Source organism: Methylocaldum sp. MU1018 (assembly GCF_053646775.1).
Genome location: NZ_CM132195.1, coordinates 2,083,877 through 2,103,293 on the forward strand (window position 1 = coordinate 2,083,877; position 19,417 = coordinate 2,103,293).

General features: G+C 58.9%; 14 protein-coding genes. 4 read left to right on the forward strand and 10 right to left on the reverse strand.

All coding sequences use genetic code 11. The features are described 5' to 3' along the window. Nucleotides 1–50: 50 nt before the first annotated feature. From ACWJKU_RS09600 to lhgO, 5 genes are all read right to left on the reverse strand, one after another. Entirely contained in the window at nucleotides 51–974 is a 924-nt protein-coding gene (locus ACWJKU_RS09600; protein ID WP_454142083.1) for an NAD-dependent epimerase/dehydratase family protein, read from the reverse strand. Beyond that, the gene (gene rfbC, locus ACWJKU_RS09605) at nucleotides 971–1,537 is read right to left on the reverse strand and encodes a dTDP-4-dehydrorhamnose 3,5-epimerase (protein ID WP_454142084.1); all 567 of its coding nucleotides are present in this window, start codon (nucleotides 1,535–1,537) and stop codon (nucleotides 971–973) included. Before rfbC ends, ACWJKU_RS09600 begins: the two co-directional genes overlap by 4 nt. 4 nt (nucleotides 1,538–1,541) lie before the next feature. Further along, nucleotides 1,542–2,591: an NAD-dependent epimerase/dehydratase family protein gene (locus tag ACWJKU_RS09610; RefSeq protein ID WP_454142085.1), complete on the reverse strand. Its 1,050-nt coding sequence runs from the start codon at nucleotides 2,589–2,591 to the stop codon at nucleotides 1,542–1,544. A 42-nt stretch (nucleotides 2,592–2,633) separates the two neighbouring features. After that, nucleotides 2,634–3,404 (reverse strand): glucose-1-phosphate cytidylyltransferase, encoded by a 771-nt coding sequence (gene rfbF / locus ACWJKU_RS09615; RefSeq protein WP_454142086.1) that lies wholly within the window; start codon nucleotides 3,402–3,404, stop codon nucleotides 2,634–2,636. A 150-nt stretch (nucleotides 3,405–3,554) separates the two neighbouring features. Then, nucleotides 3,555–4,757, reverse strand: coding sequence for an L-2-hydroxyglutarate oxidase (gene lhgO / locus ACWJKU_RS09620; RefSeq protein ID WP_454142087.1), 1,203 nt, complete (start codon nucleotides 4,755–4,757; stop codon nucleotides 3,555–3,557). A gap of 859 nt (nucleotides 4,758–5,616) precedes the next feature. Between lhgO and ACWJKU_RS09625 the strand changes: the two genes are divergently transcribed. Further along, a complete protein-coding gene (locus ACWJKU_RS09625) occupies nucleotides 5,617–9,681 on the forward strand; it encodes a hypothetical protein (RefSeq protein WP_454142088.1) in 4,065 nt (1,354 codons plus the stop codon). 217 nt (nucleotides 9,682–9,898) lie between these two features. Here the strand turns inward: ACWJKU_RS09625 and ACWJKU_RS09630 are convergent, their stop codons facing one another. Then, nucleotides 9,899–11,632, reverse strand: coding sequence for a hypothetical protein (locus tag ACWJKU_RS09630; protein ID WP_454142089.1), 1,734 nt, complete (start codon nucleotides 11,630–11,632; stop codon nucleotides 9,899–9,901). A gap of 200 nt (nucleotides 11,633–11,832) precedes the next feature. Here ACWJKU_RS09630 and ACWJKU_RS09635 point away from each other — a divergent pair, with 200 nt between their 5' ends. Further along, entirely contained in the window at nucleotides 11,833–13,197 is a 1,365-nt protein-coding gene (locus tag ACWJKU_RS09635) for an NAD-dependent succinate-semialdehyde dehydrogenase (RefSeq protein ID WP_454142090.1), read from the forward strand. A gap of 102 nt (nucleotides 13,198–13,299) precedes the next feature. Here the strand turns inward: ACWJKU_RS09635 and phaR are convergent, their stop codons facing one another. The 4 genes from phaR to ACWJKU_RS09655 form a co-directional block, all read right to left on the reverse strand. Continuing rightward, on the reverse strand, nucleotides 13,300–13,845 hold the full coding sequence (gene phaR, locus ACWJKU_RS09640) for a polyhydroxyalkanoate synthesis repressor PhaR (RefSeq protein ID WP_454142091.1): 546 nt from the start codon (nucleotides 13,843–13,845) through the stop codon (nucleotides 13,300–13,302). Nucleotides 13,846–13,866: 21 nt separating this feature from the next. After that, nucleotides 13,867–14,613 (reverse strand): acetoacetyl-CoA reductase, encoded by a 747-nt coding sequence (gene phbB, locus ACWJKU_RS09645; protein ID WP_454142092.1) that lies wholly within the window; start codon nucleotides 14,611–14,613, stop codon nucleotides 13,867–13,869. Between the two features lie 133 nt (nucleotides 14,614–14,746). Beyond that, complete coding sequence (locus ACWJKU_RS09650) at nucleotides 14,747–15,925, reverse strand: acetyl-CoA C-acetyltransferase (RefSeq protein WP_454142093.1); 1,179 nt, start codon at nucleotides 15,923–15,925, stop codon at nucleotides 14,747–14,749. A 272-nt stretch (nucleotides 15,926–16,197) separates the two neighbouring features. Beyond that, complete coding sequence (locus ACWJKU_RS09655) at nucleotides 16,198–16,644, reverse strand: phasin family protein (protein WP_454142094.1); 447 nt, start codon at nucleotides 16,642–16,644, stop codon at nucleotides 16,198–16,200. A 379-nt stretch (nucleotides 16,645–17,023) separates the two neighbouring features. On the opposite strand from ACWJKU_RS09655, the gene phaE reads away from it, so the two are divergent. Next, the gene (gene phaE / locus ACWJKU_RS09660; RefSeq protein ID WP_454142095.1) at nucleotides 17,024–18,277 is read left to right on the forward strand and encodes a class III poly(R)-hydroxyalkanoic acid synthase subunit PhaE; all 1,254 of its coding nucleotides are present in this window, start codon (nucleotides 17,024–17,026) and stop codon (nucleotides 18,275–18,277) included. Between the two features lie 23 nt (nucleotides 18,278–18,300). Continuing rightward, nucleotides 18,301–19,356, forward strand: coding sequence for a class III poly(R)-hydroxyalkanoic acid synthase subunit PhaC (gene phaC, locus ACWJKU_RS09665; RefSeq protein ID WP_454142096.1), 1,056 nt, complete (start codon nucleotides 18,301–18,303; stop codon nucleotides 19,354–19,356). Nucleotides 19,357–19,417: the final 61 nt, after the last annotated feature.

Consider the following 19,417-nt stretch of genomic DNA (forward strand, 5'->3'; position numbering starts at 1 on the left):
CCTATTTCATACCTGCATATGGCCGATGTATCTTTTGATCGACCTTAGTCTTACCGATAGGCCTCAGCCACCATAGCCCATGCCTTCTGCTCGTCCCATTCCTCAACATAACGTGCTGCGGAATCCATGTTCACTCGCATCAAAGGTTCGGAAAAATCCGTCTGCATCGCCATCTCGAGGGCGCACTCGAGACCTAGACGCGGGCGCATCTCAGCTGCAAAGCGTTTTGCGAAAGCGCCTTGCGTTTCCACATAGCCGCTCGGATTGAGTTTGGCCTTCGCCGTACCAGCAGATACCTCGCTGGCATACCGCACATAGGCCTTGGCAAGGAGAGCAACATGGATGTTGTCGCGCACGTAATCCGGGGTGTTGACGCGCGCGATCTCTCCAGTCTTCCACGTGCGCATGAGATATGCACAGAAGCGCGGTTCCTCCAAGGGACCAAAGGGGTTCGGAATTACGAATTTGTGGAAGGACAGTCCGATTTCGTGGCAGCGGTGGCGGACGACTGCCGCAGTCAGCGTTTTAGACAGACCATATGGCGAAAAAGCAAGAAGTGGGGCATTGCCTACCCCTTCATCCTGCTCGAACACACTGCCGGTGAGTACGACACCTTTGAGACCACCTTCGGCAAGCGTCGCGAGTGTGGCATGCAGGTTTTCTGTATTCTCAGCCAGAGCGCCTGCGATGTCGAAATCGGGGCTGCGGTAATCGCCGACACGAGCGGCATGATGACACAAGAGATCATAGCCGCCGGTCCGCACCAAATCCTTGAAACGCGTACCGCCGAAAACGCAATCGCCAACGGTCTCCGCAATGGCCTGAAGACGCCGCACCCGCTCAGATCGCGCGCCCTGTGCGTATGAGTCGAGACCACCCCTCAGCGGTGCCACGACATGGTGTCCCGCCTCCGAAAGCGCCTTGGCAAACCAGTAGCCGGTGAAGGAACTGCCGCCAGTCAGCAGGACTTTCATTTGAGACCTCGCATGAGTTCGATGCCGTGAAACTCGGGATCGAGGTCCGGCCAGCTTCGGTCCTTCTCTGAAATTTCCAGCGGTTCTATCGGCCACTCGATATTGATCGCCGGATCGTTATAGCGCAGACCGCGCTCATTCTCGGGCGAATAGAACGCACCCGACAGATAAAACGCTTCGACGTCATCAGTTAAAGTCATGAAGGCATGTGCGAATCCACGAGGCACGTACATCATGAGACGATTGTCTTCATTGAGTTCAGCGCCGAACCATTTACCGAACGTGGACGAGCCTGCCCTCAGATCAACGATAACGTCATAAAGCGCCCCTTTTATGGCGCGCACCACCTTGACCTCAGCGGCCGGAGGCAATTGATAATGCAAGCCCCGCAGGGTTCCCTTCTTGCTGCTCCGTGAGTTGTTAATCTGCACAAACCGCGTTTCAAGACCTGCATCGCCAAATTCATTTTCACAAAAAACACGGGCGAAAAAGCCTCTGTCGTCGCCACGTTTTTCCAGTTCTATCAGATAAGCACCATCGAGCGAAGTTTTATGGAATTTCATTGATTCATACTCCCTTCCATCGCAAATCCGCGCCCAGGCGGTCGGCAGCAATGTGCCGGCGCAGTGTATTGAGCCGCATGAAGGGTGACTCGCGGAAATTCCGGTCGGCGAATTTCATCTGTTGGAGGCCGGCGCACAATCGCTTGATCGATTCATCCAATGACACTTGTGGGATGAAACCAGCAGCAAGCGACTTGAACAGCGAGAAATCGACCTTATATGAGCGCTTGTCGGGTGGCGCGTCCGTGTTGATGCTGACAGCAGTTCCGGGCACGTGCCGCGCGACGGCCTCGGCTAGTTCCTTGACCTGGTAATTGCTCTCGTCGCGCCCGGCATTGACCGCCAGAAACGCACCTCCATTCTCCGCCGGGCGTTGGATTGCCCAAGAAATAGCACGCGCCATATCCTCGACGTCGATAAGCGGTCGCCAGGGCGAACCATCACTTAAAACGGTGATCTCTCCCGCGGTCACCGCACAGGCCACGAAGTCGTTCAAGACGAGGTCCAGCCGCAACCGCTCCGACATGCCGCACGCGGTGGCAAAGCGCAGGCTGGTAAAAACCATACCGTTAAGATCGGCATCGGCGAGATCGATTTCGGTGCCGATCTTGGATCGCGCATAAGCTGTGAGCGGATTGGTCGGGTCGGTTTCCTTGCGTGCTCCACCCTCGGCGTAGCCATACATCGAACAACTCGACGCGAAGACAAAGTTCTTTACGCCGGCTTCGGCGGCAAGCTTGGCGAGGCGCACGCTTGCCCCCTTGTTAACCTCCTCGGTGACAGACTCAAATTCCTTGCCCATCGGATCGTTCGAAACTGCCGCGAGATGAACAACAGCATCAACCCCATCCAGCAGCGATGAGGAAAGCGATCGTACATCGCCGAAAATTTGTCGATCAAGTAACGACTCGGGCAACACGCTTGCGTTGGTCAAACAATGCCCAAAAAAACCGGCGTCGAAACCAATCAGTTCAGACCCTGGAAATGTCTGGTGCAAATAACGAACTAATACAGGACCAACATAACCCATATTACCAGTGATCAGAATTCGCATAAGATATTCTCTATAAAGAAGAGGAAGCGTTCTAGCGCTTAATTACCAGATTTTCCAAGGCGCCTTGCCTGATGCCCATAATTCCTCGAGGTGTCGTTTATCCCTGAGCGTATCCATGGGTTGCCAGAAGCCACGGTGAAAATAAGCTCTGAGTTGACCTTCTGCTGCCAGGCGCTCCATCGGCTCACGCTCCCAAACGGTATTGTCTCCATCTATGTATTCACCAACCTTTGGCGAAAGAACGAAGAAGCCAGCGTTGACCCATCCCCCATCGCCGACCGGCTTTTCCTGAAAGCCGGTTACGTAGTCTCCTTCGTATTTCACAGAGCCAAATCGTCCTGGTGGTTGAGCGGTAGTAACGGTGGCAAGCACATCATTTTGGCGATGGAGGTTGATGGCAGCGCTGATATCGATATCGCCTACCCCATCTCCATATGTTAAACAGAAGGCATCATCCCCTTCCAAATAACGCAGAATCCGTTTTATGCGTCCGCCGATCATCGTTTGTTCGCCTGTATCGACGAGTGTGACCGTCCATGGCTCAGCATTAACGTGATGAACTTTCATCGCGTTTTTGCGTAGATCGAAAGTCACATCGGACATATGCAAGAAATAATTCTGGAAATATTCTTTGATTACATAACCTTTGTAGCCTAGACAGATAATAAAGTCAGTTACATCATGAGCAGCATAGATTTTCATGATGTGCCAGAGAATAGGCTTCCCCCCAATCTCAATCATCGGTTTTGGTTTGACATCTGTTTCTTCGGCAAATCGCGTTCCAAGCCCGCCAGCTAACAATACAGCCTTCATAAATATCCTTCGTTGTTTTTTTATTCGCAAACTAACCAATGATTTTCAATAAAAATCACTATAAACGTTGTAAGCGTTCATCCCCAGGAAAAATTAGAAATTAATCTAGAATATGATTCTGCTATAACTATTGAATCATTTCTCGCTTACTTAACAAGCAAGCTTATTTAAAATTAGTTCTGCAAATGTCAAAGAGCTAGTGAATGCCGGTGAGATCGCATTGAGTACATGCAATGAGTTATCCGCTTTGGCCAAAATATAATCCATTTCCAATTTTCGCGTTTTTGTATTGACAAGCTGCGGCCGAATACCAGACTTGGAAGTCGGGACCATATCTTCCATTTCCAGCGACGGCATCAGCCTGCGTGCTGCCACAAAAAAATTCTTCTTACTGTATTTACCTATTTCCACGTGAGCCAGCTTACGAAAATTGTTCTCATTGCGCAGATACATGCCTGAGAGTTGATAACCAATGCTCAGTGATTCGATTAGATTGATGCCTTGTATTATTCCGTAGTTTTCACGACCAAGGGCGGGAATAGCCGTAGGGCCGACATACACACTCCCATCTATTACACGCGTGAGGTGTACGCCGAGAAAAGGCATGGATATATCAGGCACAGGGTAAATGTTTGCGCGAACCTTGGAATTGGCTGCTTCGCTCAATTTCCAATAAATACCCTTAAATGGGACTAACGCATACTCCTGAGCCAAGCCAAAACTTTTGGCAATAGTATCGGCGTAAGCGCCGGCACAATTGATCATGTAACCATAGCTAATGGTTCCGAGTGTGGTTTGAAGCTGTCCTTTGGACTGCTGGCCTGTGACTGCACAATTAAAGAAGAATACAACACCCTTTTGCTCAAGATTTTCCTTTAGTCTATTGAGCACGGCGGCACTGTCGATAACCGCCGTTGTAGGGCAGTAGATGGCCGCCGGGCCAGGGGCGGCATATGGTTCAATCTCTCGTAATTGCTGATAGTCAATGAGCTCTGCGGGGATGTTGTTGTCTTTCGCATTCGCCATCAACTTGTCAACCGTTGGCAACTGATCTTCTGATGTGGCCAGGATAACTTTGCCGCATTGGTTAACCGCGATGCCTTCAGCTTTAGCGAACTCGACCATGCGCCGCGCTCCGCTTGCGCATACTTTGGCCTTGAGGGTATCGCTACCGTAGTAGATACCGCAATGCATGACTCCGCTGTTTCGACCGCTCGCGTGCTTTCCGAGTGCGGGTTCTTTTTCAATGATTGCTAGACGTGAGCCGGGTTGTCGTTTGAGTAACTCGTGAGCTACCGTTAGGCCGACGATGCCGGCTCCGACGATAACAAAATCGTATGTTTTCCCTGACATTTAGGAATGCGCCTATAACCTTGGATTAGTTGCCGTTTCGGATAATTGAATGGAATAGCTTGGCTCTAAATGCAAAATCCACCGGATAGATTTGCTTGATATATCGACAAGGCGTTGATAAAAAAGGAATTTGCCCCATCTCCGAGAGTCCACCACGAACCTTGTCTAAATCATTGAATTACAAGGCCAAGCTGGCAATGACATACCGGCTAAATTTAAAGCCAACCACTTGATTTTTCGGTTGAAAATCAAAAATTCATAACACGCTCTAAAGCATGTCTGCATGAAGCTTTTGGCACGATTTTATCAAAATTTATATTAACGCTGAACCAAATGTTTTCTTGATTATCTAAGTTGATTTTGTGTCGCTGGGTGAAAAGCAGCCTGTACCTGATTTCGCTAGCGACGACCCGCTGAGCCTAAAGCGCGCCATGAGCCTTTAGTTTTTGAGCGTTAAATCAATTAGTTAGATTTTCCTGGATAGCGCTACTAGTTCAACCTTAAAGGCCAATAATTTAGAGCACGTTCATAACACGCACTAAGAAAGCTCCGCTCCGCTCTGATCAGCTCCCCGATCGGAAGAGTCGACAAAAGAAACGCTGAAAAACCAATTCCACCCATGCTCTTCGTCCGAGCTCAGGGGCGTTCGATAAGCTCTCCACGAACGGAATCGACTCTTTATTGTTCGCCTTGAACCCATCTTCGCCTTGAACCCATCGAATAACTGACCAGAGCCGCCTTAACGCACTTCGGCCTTCTTTCGCGATAGACGTATTTCCGGCGTTACACTACCTTTACGAATCTGATAAACGCAAGCCTCTGACCTGCCTTCCTTTATCAACTCAGATGGAGACTCCTCATGCTTCGTCGGCCGGCGCTCTTGGTCTTTCCTGTTCTGCTGTTCACGATCATCGCCCTGGCTGATCCGCTAAAGCCGGAATCGGTTCCCGATCCCCTCAAACCCTGGACCACCTGGGTCTTGCACGGTCACGAAAATCGTTCTTGTCCGCAAGTGCACGGCAGCCCGGAAGACCGGCGCTGCGTTTGGCCGACGGGTGTCGATCTGGTCCTGGACGACCGCGCCGGGCGTTTCGTCTTGAACGTTCGGGTCTACGCGGAGAGTTGGCTGCCGCTGCCGGGCGACGCCGAACATTGGCCGCAGCAGGTCGAGGCGGACGGCAAGCCGGCCGTTGTCGCCACCGTCGAGAATGGCCCCGGAGTCCGCCTCGCTCCGGGCGAGCATACGGTCAAAGGCAGGTTTGTCTGGGATCGTCTGCCGGAAAATCTCGCGGTGCCGACCGACACCGGCCTCATCGCCTTGACGGTCAAGGGGCAATCCGTCGCCTTTCCGGCTTTCAACGAGCAGGGACAGTTGTGGATCTATCGCCAGGCCTCGGAAGAAACGGCGCCTTCCGAGAGAACCGAAACCGTCGACGTGCAGGCTTACCGGCGGGTCATCGACGACACGCCGCTCCGCGTGGCGACTCACATCGATCTGGACGTGTCCGGCAAACCGCGCGAAATCCTGCTCGACGGGGCTTTGCCGCCGGATTCGATTCCGTTGCGGGTTTCGTCGCCCCTGCCCACCCGTCTGGAAGCCGACGGCAAGCTGCGTCTGCACGTTCGTCCGGGGCGCTGGCGTGTGCAGCTCGGCTCGCGCTTTCCGGGGCCGGTCGAATCGCTTCGGCGGCCTCCCGGCATCGAGCCTTGGCCGGCGGAAGAAATCTGGGTTTTCGATGCCCGCCCGCAGTTGCGGGTGGTCGAAATCGAGGGTGTTCCCGCCGTCGATCCGCGCCAAACCAATTTGCCCGAAGAATGGAAATCGCTCCCTGCCTACCGGATGGCATCCGGCGCCACGATGAATCTGAAGCTCATCCGGCGCGGCGATCCGGAGCCGGAACCCGACAGCCTTACGCTGCACCGACGCATCTGGCTGGATTTCGACGGCGGCGGTTATACGGTGAGCGACGCCATCGGCGGGCGCATGACCCGCGATTGGCGGTTGAACGTTCGGCCGGGCGTCGATCTCGGCCGGGTCGCGATCGGCGGGGAACCGCAATCCATCACCCGCGAGGATGAAACCGGGGCGGTCGGCGTCGAGGTCCGGCGCGGAGCGGTCGATCTTTCCGCCGACAGCCGGATCGACGGCATCCGAACGTTTTCGGCGACCGGCTGGGACAAGGATTTCCGAAGCGCGAGCGCGGAGCTCAATCTTCCTCCCGGATGGCGCTTGTTCGCCGCGACCGGCGTGGATCGTGCGCCGGGCACCTGGATCGCGCGATGGACGCTGCTCGATCTGTTCGTGGTACTGATTACGGTCATGGCGGTGGCGCGATTATGGTCCTGGCCGTATGCCGCCCTGACGCTGATCGCCCTGGGGCTGCTCTGGCACGAGCCGGGCGCGCCGCGTTACGTCTGGCTCAACATTCTGGCGGCGGCGGCCTTGTTCTCGGTATTGCCGGAAGGACGAATCGCATCGGCCGTCCGTCTCTACCGGAATCTGGCCGTACTGGCGCTGGTACTCATCGCCATTCCGTTCATGGTCGATCAGGCTCGGTTCGCGCTTTATCCGCAACTGGAGCAGCCCTGGATCGCGATGCCCTCGGCCGCTCCTTCTGAATTTAGGAAACAGGCGGAACAGCCCGTCGAAGCGCCGCAAACCCTGGAATCATACGCGCCTCGGCCGAAGCGCTATGAACCGGGCGCGCCTCCGCTTGCTCCCGCTGCGGCGGACCTGGGCGGCAGAGCTTTCAGGGAGACCGATCCCAACGCGATCACCCAAACCGGCCCCGGTCTCCCGGAATGGCATTGGACATCGATTCCGCTCGGCTGGAACGGCCCCGTCCTGCGCAATCAGGACATCGGCCTGGTGCTGCTCTCCCCGGCGGTCAATCTGCTGCTGAATTTTCTTCGCATCGCTCTTCTGATCGCCTTGGCCGCGTTGTTCCTGGGCGGACGGCCGCGTTTCCGTCCCTTCGCACCGCGCTCCGCCGCAGCGCTCTGGCTGCTTCCGCTACTCCTGCTCATTCCGGATGCAAAAGCCGATTTTCCCGATCCGGCATTGCTCGAAGAACTTGAATCGCGCCTGCTCGCGCCGCCGGATTGTTTGCCGCAATGCGCCGAAATTCCGCTGCTCAAAATCGAGACCAGGCGCTCGGAACTGCGTCAAATCCTTGAAATCCACGCTCAGGAGCCGATCGCCCTGCCCTTGCCGGCAAACGCCGTGCAATGGATGCCGTCCAAAGTCGAGGTCGACGACGCGCCGGCCCAAGGACTGTTCCGCAGTCGGGATGGCGGACTCTGGCTGGCCGTGAAGCCTGGCCGTCATGTCGTGACGCTTTCCGGAATTTTGCCGGCGCGCGAACAACTGCAAATTCCCTTGCCGCTCAAGCCCCGGCGCGTCGAAGCCTCGGGCGAAGGCTGGCGGGTCGACGGCATCCGCGAGAACGGCATTCCCGATGTCCAGTTGCAGCTCGTGCGGATTTCGGACGGCGGGCAGCCTTCGGCCGAACTCTCGGCGCTGGAGTCCCGGCCTTTGCCGCCGTTTCTGGAAGTCGAGCGCACGCTCAAAATCGGCCTGGATTGGCGCGTGATCACGGTGGCGCGCCGGGTCTCGCCGCCCGATCGCCCGGTCGTCGCCGGCATTCCGCTGATCGAAGGGGAATCGCTCGTCACGCCCGGGCTGCATGTCGCCGACGGCAAGGTGATGCTCAATCTCTTGCCGGGCCAGTCCGCGCTGAGCTGGGAGTCGGTCCTGGCGAAACGGCCTGCCATCGCTCTCAAGGCCCCGGAGACCACCGAATGGATCGAGATTTGGCGCGCGGACATTAGCCCGATCTGGCATATGCGTCCCGAAGGACTCGTGGTCATCCACCACCAGGACGCGGAAGGCAACTGGCTGCCGGAATGGCGTCCCTGGCCCGGCGAATCCGTTACGCTGCGCTTGACGCGACCTCAGGGCGCGCCCGGAAACACGCTGACCATAGACCGCAGCCGGCTTCAACTGAATCCGGGGCTGCACGCTACCGACGCCACTCTGACGCTGAGCCTGCGAAGCTCGCAGGGCGGGCAGCACACGCTGAAACTCCCGGAGAACGCCGAGCTGCAATCGGTCGCCATCGATGGCGCCGTGCAGCCGATCCGGCAGCAAGGACGGCTGGTTTCGCTGCCGATCCGTCCGGGCGAGCAGACCGCGACCCTGACATGGCGCGACGGGAGCGGCATTCGCAGCCGCCTCGTCTCTCCCGAGATCGACCTGGGCGCTCCCGGCGTGAACAGCGCGATCACCTTTTCGCCGGGACCGGACCGCTGGGTGCTGCTGGCGGGCGGCCCCCGCCTCGGCCCGGCGGTGTTGTTCTGGGGCGTTCTCATCGTGATCACCCTGCTATCGGCCGGATTGGGAAAACTGCCGTTGACGCCGGTCAAGATTTGGCAATGGTTTCTGCTGTTGATCGGACTCAGCCAGATTCCGGCGATCGGCGGCATCGTCGTGGTCGGCTGGCTGCTGGCGCTGGGGTGGCGGGCGAACGTGGGATCAAGGCTGGACGATTTGAGATTCAATCTGCTCCAGGCGGGACTCGCCGTGCTCGCCTTGGCCGCCCTCTCCCTCTTGCTGGAAGCGGTTCGTCACGGATTGCTGGGATTGCCGGACATGCAAATCGCCGGCAACGGCTCGGATCCGTACCACCTGAACTGGTATCAGGACCGCAGCGGCCCGACGCTTCCCCGGCCCTGGATCGTTTCGGCGCCCGTCTGGATATACCGCGTGCTGATGCTGGCCTGGGCCTTGTGGCTGGCCTATTCGCTGCTGGATTGGCTGCGCTGGGGGTGGAGTTGCTACGCCTCCGGCGGCTTGTGGCGGCCGAGAAAGAAGAAGGCAAAACCCGATGCGGCGAAGCCGGGCGAAACGGCGGCGTCCGAGTGATGCCGCCGATGCGCCGGGAGCGGCTAAAGCGTTTTCAACACAAACGTGGGGCGACTTCAGTCGCTCCTACCACGACATGCGACACCAGCGTTCCGCGCGGAATACCGTTAACGCGAGATGAAAATGCTCTATCGCCTTACCCCGACCTACAACCGACCCGCCCGCTCTTTCATAAAGATGGCGGGTCGGAGCAAGCGAAGCGTTTCCGGCATACGGGCTACAGTTGCTCGATGCCGGGTCCGGCCTTATCGCCCAGCCAGGTCCTGTCGAGCCGTTTTTGAACGGCGCGAAGCTGCTTCGCGTCCCCTCGTCTTTCATAAATCGCTTTAAGGCCGTAAAGCGCCCAGCCGTTGTCGGGCGCGTGTTTCAGAGCGCCTAGGAAGGACTGTTCCGCAAGGTCCGGGTCGCCCGCCGCCAACTGCACGGCGCCGAGCGACTGGCGCACTGGATAGTACCAGAACGGCGGTTCCATATACGGAAGCGTGTCCTCCACGGCGATGGCGGCTTCGAATTCCGCTGCCGCAGTCCGCAGATCGCCTCGCTTTTGGGCAACGCGCCCCCGGACGACATGATCGGCAATCTTCAAGACTGCTCCGGCCGGGATGCCGGCAGCCTGGAGAGCGGTGAAGTCGCCCTCCAGCCCCATCCGCAAAATCATGTCGGCTTCCCGCAACGCGGCATCGATGTCGCCAATCGCCGCATTGGCGATGCCTCTGGCGTAATGCCATGCCGCCTTGACGTAGGGCAATTCGTCTCCGGGCTCTTGGAGGCTCAAAATCGTGTTCGGTTCACTGAAGCGGGCGTGTGCGAAATATGGTGCGGCCTTGATCGGCTGAACCGGGGGCATGGTCTTCGCCGCCGCATCCGAAACCAGCGAAGAAAGCTTTTCCGCCGCATCGAGGGCGGTCCGGCCGTCGCCCGCCATTTGCGCGGAGCTCATCAGAAAATGGATGTTGTGCAAATAATACGCATCGGAATAAATGCCGGGCGTGCGCCCGACCCGGGCGAAGTAGCGCTCGTCCGTTTCCACCGCCTTGCGATTGGCCTCGATCGAGTCCTTGTAGCGTCCGGTGCGGTAATAAATGTGCGCCGGCATGTGGACGATGTGTCCCGCTCCCGGCATCAGCTTCGCGAGTCTCTCGGCATAGGGCTCCGCCCGCTCCGGAGCGCCCGAAGCCTCGACCATATGGATGTAATAATGGATAGCGCCCGGATGATTCGGATTCCGGCGCAGTACGCGCTCCAGAACGGCGACGGTTTCCGCCGCCCGGCCCTTGGGCCTGACGCCACCGGCTTCCCAATAATCCCACGGAGACAGATCCATGAGCGACTCGGCGTACAGCACGGCAATGTCATCGTCCCCCGGGTACTCCGCCGAGACTTTGCCCAAGGCGTCCGCATAAGCCAGGTCGAGACCGGCGCGATCGGCTCCCGGTTCGGACGCATAGCGCACGGCCAAGGCGTCGATCAAGGCTCGTTCGCGGCGGGGCGACTCGGCGGCAGCGGACTGCGCCTTTCGGATCGCTTCCAGAGCGGGGCCATTCGCGCCCGGATCCATCGGCGCATTGATGTTCGGCCCCAGCACCAGAGCTTCGCCCCAATAGCAAAGGGCGCATTCGGGATCCAGGTGCCGGGCTTTTCTGAACGCCCGGCGCGCCTCGGCATGATTGAAGGCGTAGGCCAGCCGCAATCCCTGATCGAAATACTGTTGCGCGAGAGGATTCGATGTCGCTATGCGGTAGCTCAGGGCGCCGAGCCCGTCCAACAGCGGGGGATCGTCGTCGATCGCTTCGGCTTTCGAAGATGTCTGCGCCGCCTTGGGAGCGACCGGTTGCCCGGCGGCTTCGGGAGACGGTGCGCGGACGGCGGTCGGCTGCGAGGAGCAACCCGGTCCGACGATCAATGCGCATGCCGCGACGATGGTTGCCAAGCGCGGATAGCCAAATATCATGGAGCTCTCTCCTTAATGCGGCGTTTTCACGCCGGGAATTTGATGAATCGGACACACGGGACGAGAACTTTATCTCGGAAGCCGTCCGGAACGACAACACTCGCGTTTTCGGCGGGTCGAATCTTGAACGGGGCAGGTTTTTCGAGGTGCTCTTGAGCAGAGTACCCTATGGTTTTGCGAACTCTTTCACGAGGACAGGCATGGACTTCACGAGCATCAACCCGACTACCGGCGAAACGCTGAAGCGTTACGCCCTGTGGACCGATACCGAACTCGAACTGGCGCTGCGGCTGACGGCGGACGCTTCGACGGCCTGGTCATCGATCCGGATCGCCGAGCGCTGCGAGCTGCTGGGGAACGTCGCCGGCGCGCTGCGAAAACACACGGACGTCTATGCGTCGAAAATCACCCTGGAAATGGGCAAGCCGATTCGAGAGGCGCGCGCGGAAATCGAGAAATGCGCTTGGGCCTGCGAGTTTTTCGCCCAAAATGCCGAAGCCTTTTTGCGGGACGAACCGGTCGAGACCGACGCGAAACGGAGTTACGTAGCCTTTCAGCCGATCGGAACGGTCATGGGGATCATGCCCTGGAATTACCCTTTTTGGCAGGTGTTCCGATGCGCCGCGCCGGCTCTGGCGGCCGGTAACTGCGTCTTGCTCAAGCACGCCTCGAACGTACCCCAATGCGCCGAAGCGATCGAAGATCTTTTTCTGCAATCGGACTTTCCGCCGGGCGTGTTTCAATGGCTCAGAATCTCTCATGTCCAAAGCGACAAGCTCATCGAAGACGCGCGCATTCACGCGCTCAGCCTGACCGGGGGCGAACGGGCGGGACGGCGGATAGCGGCGCTGGCCGGGAAAAATCTCAAGAAAACGGTTCTGGAATTGGGAGGTTCCGACCCCTTCGTCGTTTTGGCCGATGCCGATCCGGAGCAGGCCGCGACCGCCGCAGTCGCGGCGCGCTTCCAAAACTGTGGGCAAAGCTGCATCGCCGCCAAGCGGTTCATTCTGATCGAATCCGTGGCCGACGAATTCCTGGTGCGGTTCAAACCGAAAGTCGAGGCGCTTGCGATCGGCGATCCTTTCCGCGAGGACACCCGGATAGGCCCGATGGCGCGGGTCGATCTCCGGGAACAGGTGCATCGCACGGTCATCGAATCCATGCGCCGGGGAGCGGTGCCTCTCGCCGGTTGCCGGCCGCTGGAAGGGCCGGGCTATTTTTACGCGCCCTCGATCCTGGACCGGGCGCAACCCGGCATGCCGGCTTACGAGGAGGAACTGTTCGGACCGGTCGCCGTCATCGTCCGCGCGAGCGATGAGCAGGAAGCGCTCAATATGGCCAACCGACATCGTTATGGCCTTGGCGCTTCGGTGTGGACCCGCGACCCGCGCAAAGGCGAAGACTTTGCCCGCCGATTGCAGTGCGGCGTCGCTTTTGTCAACGGCATGGTGAAAAGCGATCCGCGCATGCCTTTCGGCGGCGTGAAAGCTTCGGGATACGGACGGGAGCTGGGTATTTACGGGGTGCGGGAATTTACGAACATCAAGAGCGTCTGGATCGGCTGATTCCGGCGCGAGGGCTTCGCGATGCAGGGGCGACTCGAGTCGCCCACGACATACGGCACACGCGTTCCGCACGGAATGCCGTCAACGCGGGATGAAAATGCTCTAGGTGGAATCGTCCTCAGTCCGTTCTCCCCCCGAGAAAGGGGCCGGACGGGAGCTTTTTTTGTCCTTGCGCTCGTCATCGCTCGTTCCGTCGCGCCCGTAGGCCGAGAAAAAGCCTTTCTGCGCCGTTTGCCAAAGCTTCAGGTTTTGCCGGGCCAGTTCGGTGAACACCGACAAGGGCGCGGTTTCGATCAGGCTCGCCATCTGCGTCTGCACCCGTTTTTGCTGTTTCAGGAAAACCTCCATGCTTTCCTTGAGATAGGCCGTCATGAAGCCTTGCATGGCATTGCCGTAGGTCCGGATGATCTGCTCCAGAATTTCGACGGTGAAGATCGGCTGGCCCTTTTCTTCTTCTTCCACGATCAGTTGTAACAGAATGCTCCGAGTGATGTCGCCGCCGGTCTTGGCATCCACCACCCGGAATTTGACGGCGTCTTTTACGAGCCTTCGAATATCCTCGAAAGTGACGTATTGACTGACGGCCGTATCGTAAAGGCGCCGATTGGGATATTTCTTGATAAGACGTTCGTCGTTTTCGTCGTTCATATTCCGGAGTCGTAGCGCGGCCTACCCCATATGTTGTCCGCCATTGATCGAAATATCCGCTCCGGTGATGAATCCGGCCTCTTCGTCCGACAAAAAGGCGACCAATCGCGCGACCTCCTCCGGCCGGCCGAAACGGCCCACCGGAATCTCCGCCAGGATTTTAGCGCGATGTTCTTCCGGAACGCTCATGATCATCGGCGATTCGATATAACCCGGCGACACCGTGTTCACGGTGATTCCCTTTCTGGCGACCTCGCGCGCGACGGACATCGTGAAACCGTGTATCCCGGCCTTGCTGGCCGCGTAATTGGCCTGGCCGAACTGGCCCTTTTGGCCGTTCACCGAGGAAATGTTGACGATGCGCCCGAAGCCGCGCTCCAGCATGCCTTCGATGAGGCAGCGCGTGGTGTTGAACACGCCGTCGAGATTGGTCCGGAGCACCGTCCGCCACTGGTCGGGCGTCATTTTGCGCAAGGTCGCGTCGCTGGTGATGCCGGCGGCATTGACCAGAACATCCACCCGGCCGAACTTGCTCGCGATATTATCGAGTACGGCGGCCGTATGCTCGAAATCGGTAACGTCGCATGCCACGGCCTCCATGTCGTAGCCCTCGTCCCAGCGCGCCGCCGTCCATTCTTCGGTGCGGCAGTCTGCCGCCCGCGGACGGCAAAGGGCAACGACGCGGCAAGGCATCGCCGCCAGGTGTCTGCAAATTTCGGTGCCGATGGTTCCGGTTCCCCCGGTTACGACGGCCACTCGCCCGTTCATCAGAAAATCCTCCGTGTTTGTGTGGGACGTGCCGTGAGCGCCGCGCTAGAGCGTCTCGCGTTAACGGCAGTCCGTGCTCGTATCGTCTGTCGCGGGCGACTGAAGTCGCCCCTACATCCGGATTGAAAACGCTCTAACGCTCGATGGCGACGGCAATGCCCTGCCCTCCGCCGATGCAAAGCGTGGCGAGTCCTTTATGAAGACCGCGCCGATGCATCTCGTGCAGTAAGGTGACCAAAATCCTGGCGCCGGACGCGCCGATCGGGTGACCGAGCGCAATGGCGCCGCCGTTGACGTTGAGCTTATCGGTATCCCACTGCAACTCGCGATTGACCGCAATCGCCTGGGCGGCAAAGGCTTCGTTGGCTTCGATCAACTCCAGATCGTCGACCGTCCACCCGGCCCGCGCCAGGCAGCGGCGCGTCGCCGCGATGGGCCCGGTTCCCATGACGGCCGGCTCGACGCCCGCGTTCCCGAAAGCTACGATGCGGGCCCAAGGTTTCAGGCCATGTCTCTCGGCTGCGGCAGCCGACATCAGCAATACCGCGGCCGCGCCGTCGTTGATGCCCGAGGAGTTGCCGGGAGTCACCGTGCCGCCCGGCCGAAAGGCGGGTTTCAGCTTCGCCAGGGATTCCGCGGTGGTGCCGGGACGCGGATATTCGTCCGTATCGAACGAGATGGCCGGACCCTTGGGCTGCGGAATTTCGATCGGCACGATCTCGTCCCGGAGTTTTCCGGCCTTTTGAGCCGCTTCCGCTTTTTGCTGGGAGGCCGCCGCGAAAGCGTCCTGCTCCTCGCGGGAAATGCCGTACCGATCGACGATGTTCTCCGCGGTGCAGCCCATATGGCAGTCGCCGAAGGCATCCCGAAGCCCGTCCGCGATCATGCTGTCGACGAGGGTCCAATCTCCCATGCGGTTGCCGTTGCGCGAATTCGGCAGCAGGTGCGGGGCCAGACTCATGTTCTCCTGTCCGCCCGCAAGCACGATCTCCGCATCGCCGCACCGGATCGCCTGGGCCGCCAGTTGCACCGCCTTGAGGCCGCTCCCGCACACCTTGTTGATCGTGGTGGCCGGCACTTCGACCGGAAGATCGGCCCCGATCGCCGCCTGGCGGGCCGGATTCTGCCCGGCTCCGGCCGCCAGGACCTGTCCCAGGACGACTTCATCGATCAGCCGCGGCTCCAGGCCGGTTTTCGAAATCAGATCCAGAATGACCCTGGCCCCCAGCCGAGCGGCCGGAATATTGGCCAGCGCGCCGCCGAACTTGCCTATCGCCGTGCGCGAAGCGCCTACGATGACCACATCTTGCATCGATCGATCTCCTGTTGATCCTAAAAACCACCGTTGAATCGCCGAAATAACCGCCAGGCTGCGTCGGCCGCTGCATGCCCTCTCCCCGAGGAAGAGGGGCCAAACGCCCTTCGCCCGACCTTCAAAACCACCCTCTCCCTTTGGAAGAGGGCCGGGGAGAGGGTTTAGGGCTTTTCAGGTCGTTTCCGACGCCGGATTTAGGTTGATGCCGAATCCGAAGGAACGAAACCGCGCCCTTACGACAAATGAAAACGGCTCGGATCGCGCCGCCTTCACCCTTTCTGCGGTTCCTTCTGCTGCGACCGCTGCGCTCCCGGTTTAGCGGTTCGCGCGCTGCTCTCGGCTGCCGTTTCGGCCGCGGCGTCGGCGGCGCGCGCCGCCCGCTCGGCGGTTTCTCTCGCCGTCTGATAGGCGCATGCGTTCAGGGCATTCTGGGTGTCTCTGACCACCGCCAGATAATCTCCGGCATGGTCCACGATTTTTTGGCCGAGTTCGGACATCAATTTCCGCTCTTCGTCCTTCCATTTTTCAGGGTCCCGCGTTTCGCAGTTCAATTGGGCCTGCCGCGTGCCAATTTCCAGATAATCCTGCGCTATGGCCAGATTGCATCGGGCAACTTTCTCGGCGGCCTCCAACGCAATCTCGTTCCAGCGCATCAGCGGATCGATCGCCGCGCGATTCATTTGAAACCATCGGTCGTACATCTCGCGTGTATTCATCGCTCCCTCCTCCGGGCGAAACATCTTCACCGCATATGCGGCCCTTATCGTGATGCGATGCACCATACAGAAGCCGTTCGGGCTGGGCAATAGGCCAAAATACCTAGCCCCGACGAGCTCGAAAAAGTGTAAAAAATAACCATGACGAATTCAGGAACCCTGACCCGGAGAATCCGGTCCATCATACGAATACGGACGATATCGGAGGTTTGCCGCCGGCGTGCGACCGTCTTGTTCGCTTCGTTCATGACGGGAAAGAAGGGTTTTCGTTATCGAGAGGAAATAGGCGGTTCATCCAGGGTTCACAATGTTGCGGCGCAACATTCATTGGATATGGCGATCGCCACGGCATCAACAGGCCAGACCGAGGGAGTCCCGAATGACCGAGAAATCATCTTCCGCCGCCGATGCCTGGACCCGATTCTGGCTCGACGCCCAGCGCCGATACTGGGAATCGTGGTCCGATTTTTCCCGCAACGTCTCCGGCGAAGGCCGCAAGTCCGGCCCCGAGCCTCAAAAGGCCGGCTACGATCCGGGCGCATGGGTCGATTTCTGGATATCCGCGCAGCAGAAGAACTGGGACCGCTGGTTCGCGCCTGCGCGGCAAACGTCGGAAGCGAAAACGGAAGCCGCTGACGAAAGCGTCTCCGCGCGGCTGCGGGATCATTGGATCAGACTCTGGATGCCGCTGATACCGGAGCAGTCGCGCGAATCGATCGCCAAGCTGCTGGACGCGAACGAAGCCTTTTTCCGGATCGGCGAGGGTCTGTGGAAGACGATGTCGCCGGGCCGCGGCGCCGCGCAGAGCCTCGAAAGCCAGTGGGACGCCTTCAACCGCGACATCCGCCGGATGCGCGATCGGTTCGGCGAACGTCTGCGCGGCGGCAACGATCCGTGGACCGGATTCGCCACCTTCTGGGGCATGCCCGTGGACAACTGGCGCCGCGTCTGCTCGGCTTTTTCCGTCCTGCCCGGCGACATGGGAAAAGCCGAGCGCGAATTCGGCTCGCCCTATGACCAGGAAACCCTGCGTCAAGGCATGATCGGCTTTCTGTCGATGCCGACGCTGGGCTACACCCGCGAATGGCAGGAAGAGCTTCAGCACTGGGGACTGCTCTCCATCGACTATTATCAGGCCCTTCAGGAATACGTCCTGTCCATTTCGGGAATAACCGCCAAGGCCATCGAACTGTTCGGCAACAAGCTTTACGAAAAAAACCAAAAAGGCGAATCCATCGAAACCCTGAGGGCTTATTACGACTTGTGGATCGATTGCTGCGAGGCAACCTACACCCAAGTCTCGACCTCGCCCGAATTCACGCAGGCCCAGACCCGCCTGGCCAATGCCGTCTTTGCCGTGAAGCGCCAGGAGCAGAACATGGTCGAGGAAGTTCTCGGCGCGCTCAACATGCCCACCCGCCGCGAGCTCGACACCAGCCACCGGCGCGTTCACCGGTTGCGGCGCCATGTCTGGCAACTGGAGCAGAGATTCGAAGAATCTGGCGCGCTGGAGCTTCGGGCCGAAATCACCGCACTGCGGCGCGATCTGGAAGCCCTGCGCGGCAAAATCGAAGACGAAAAGGACGAAGCGGCAAACTCGCCGCGCAAGACGAGAGCCAAGACATCCACCTAGCCGAAACAGGAGCAGGCGATCCCATGCTACGCCCGGACCAGATTGCCCAAGAACTTTTCGAATTCAATCGCCGAATGGCGGATGGCGCGGCGACGCTCGCCAGAATCGGCGAGGTCGACGTGGAAGCGAGTCCTAAGGATCCGGTTTATCGGGAGGACAAACTCGTTCTTTACCGTTACCGGCCGCAACGGGAAAAGATTTCCACGGTCCCGCTGCTGATCGTCTATGCCTTGGTGAACCGCCCCTATATGACCGATCTTCAGAAGGACCGGTCCATCGTCCGCGGACTACTCGAACAAGGAATCGATGTCTACCTGATCGACTGGGGATATCCCGACGGAGCCGACCGTTTTCTGGATCTCGAAGATTACGTCAACCGCTATATCGCGCGGTGCGTCGATTTCGTCTGCAAACGGCACGGTCTGCCGAGCATCAACCTGCTCGGGATTTGCCAGGGCGGCACCCTGAGCCTTTGCTATTCGGCCCTGCACCCGGAACGGGTGCGCAACCTGATCGTCATGGTCACGCCGGTCGACTTTCACACGCCGGACAACACCCTGAGCCAATGGTACCGCGATCTCGACGTGGATCTCATGGTCGACACGCTGGGCAACATTCCCGGCGAGTTGCTCAACTGGAGCTTCCTGTCGTTGAAACCGTTCCGCCTGACCGGCCAGAAGTACGTCGACATGGCTGATATCATGGACGACGAGGAACGGCTCAAGAATTTCCTGCGCATGGAAAAATGGATTTTCGACAGCCCCGATCAGCCGGGCGAGCTGTTTCGGCAGTTCATCAAGCATTTCTATCAGGAGAACCGGCTGATCAAAGGAACCCTGGAAATCGGCGGACGCACCGTCGACCTGAAGCGACTGACGATGCCGGTGCTGAATGTCTACGCCACCGAGGATCATCTAGTGCCGCCGTCAGCTTCGATTCCGCTGGAGAAATGCGTCGGAACCCGGGATTATTCGACGCTCGTGTTTCCGGACGGCCACATCGGGATATACGTCAGCAGCCGCTCGCAGAAAGAGATACCGCCGGCGATCGCCGAATGGCTCGGATCGCGTTCGCAGTAAGGGTCGTCCGGGCGGTTCGGGTGCTCGCCGCATCCTGCCTTATCCGGCGTCGCAAATACCC

Bases quoted from the DNA above. Each gene is read 5' to 3' on its own strand.
- rfbC (WP_454142084.1), bottom strand. From the start codon at position 1,537: ATGAAATTCCATAAAACTTCGCTCGATGGTGCTTATCTGATAGAACTG.
- ACWJKU_RS09650 (WP_454142093.1), bottom strand. From the start codon at position 15,925: ATGCAAGATGTGGTCATCGTAGGCGCTTCGCGCACGGCGATAGGCAAG.
- ACWJKU_RS09625 (WP_454142088.1), top strand. From the start codon at position 5,617: ATGCTTCGTCGGCCGGCGCTCTTGGTCTTTCCTGTTCTGCTGTTCACG.
- phaC (WP_454142096.1), top strand. From the start codon at position 18,301: ATGCTACGCCCGGACCAGATTGCCCAAGAACTTTTCGAATTCAATCGC.
- lhgO (WP_454142087.1), bottom strand. From the start codon at position 4,757: ATGTCAGGGAAAACATACGATTTTGTTATCGTCGGAGCCGGCATCGTC.
- phaE (WP_454142095.1), top strand. From the start codon at position 17,024: ATGACCGAGAAATCATCTTCCGCCGCCGATGCCTGGACCCGATTCTGG.
- ACWJKU_RS09655 (WP_454142094.1), bottom strand. From the start codon at position 16,644: ATGAATACACGCGAGATGTACGACCGATGGTTTCAAATGAATCGCGCG.
- ACWJKU_RS09630 (WP_454142089.1), bottom strand. From the start codon at position 11,632: ATGATATTTGGCTATCCGCGCTTGGCAACCATCGTCGCGGCATGCGCA.
- rfbF (WP_454142086.1), bottom strand. From the start codon at position 3,404: ATGAAGGCTGTATTGTTAGCTGGCGGGCTTGGAACGCGATTTGCCGAA.
- ACWJKU_RS09610 (WP_454142085.1), bottom strand. From the start codon at position 2,591: ATGCGAATTCTGATCACTGGTAATATGGGTTATGTTGGTCCTGTATTA.
- phaR (WP_454142091.1), bottom strand. From the start codon at position 13,845: ATGAACGACGAAAACGACGAACGTCTTATCAAGAAATATCCCAATCGG.
- ACWJKU_RS09635 (WP_454142090.1), top strand. From the start codon at position 11,833: ATGGACTTCACGAGCATCAACCCGACTACCGGCGAAACGCTGAAGCGT.
- ACWJKU_RS09600 (WP_454142083.1), bottom strand. From the start codon at position 974: ATGAAAGTCCTGCTGACTGGCGGCAGTTCCTTCACCGGCTACTGGTTT.
- phbB (WP_454142092.1), bottom strand. From the start codon at position 14,613: ATGAACGGGCGAGTGGCCGTCGTAACCGGGGGAACCGGAACCATCGGC.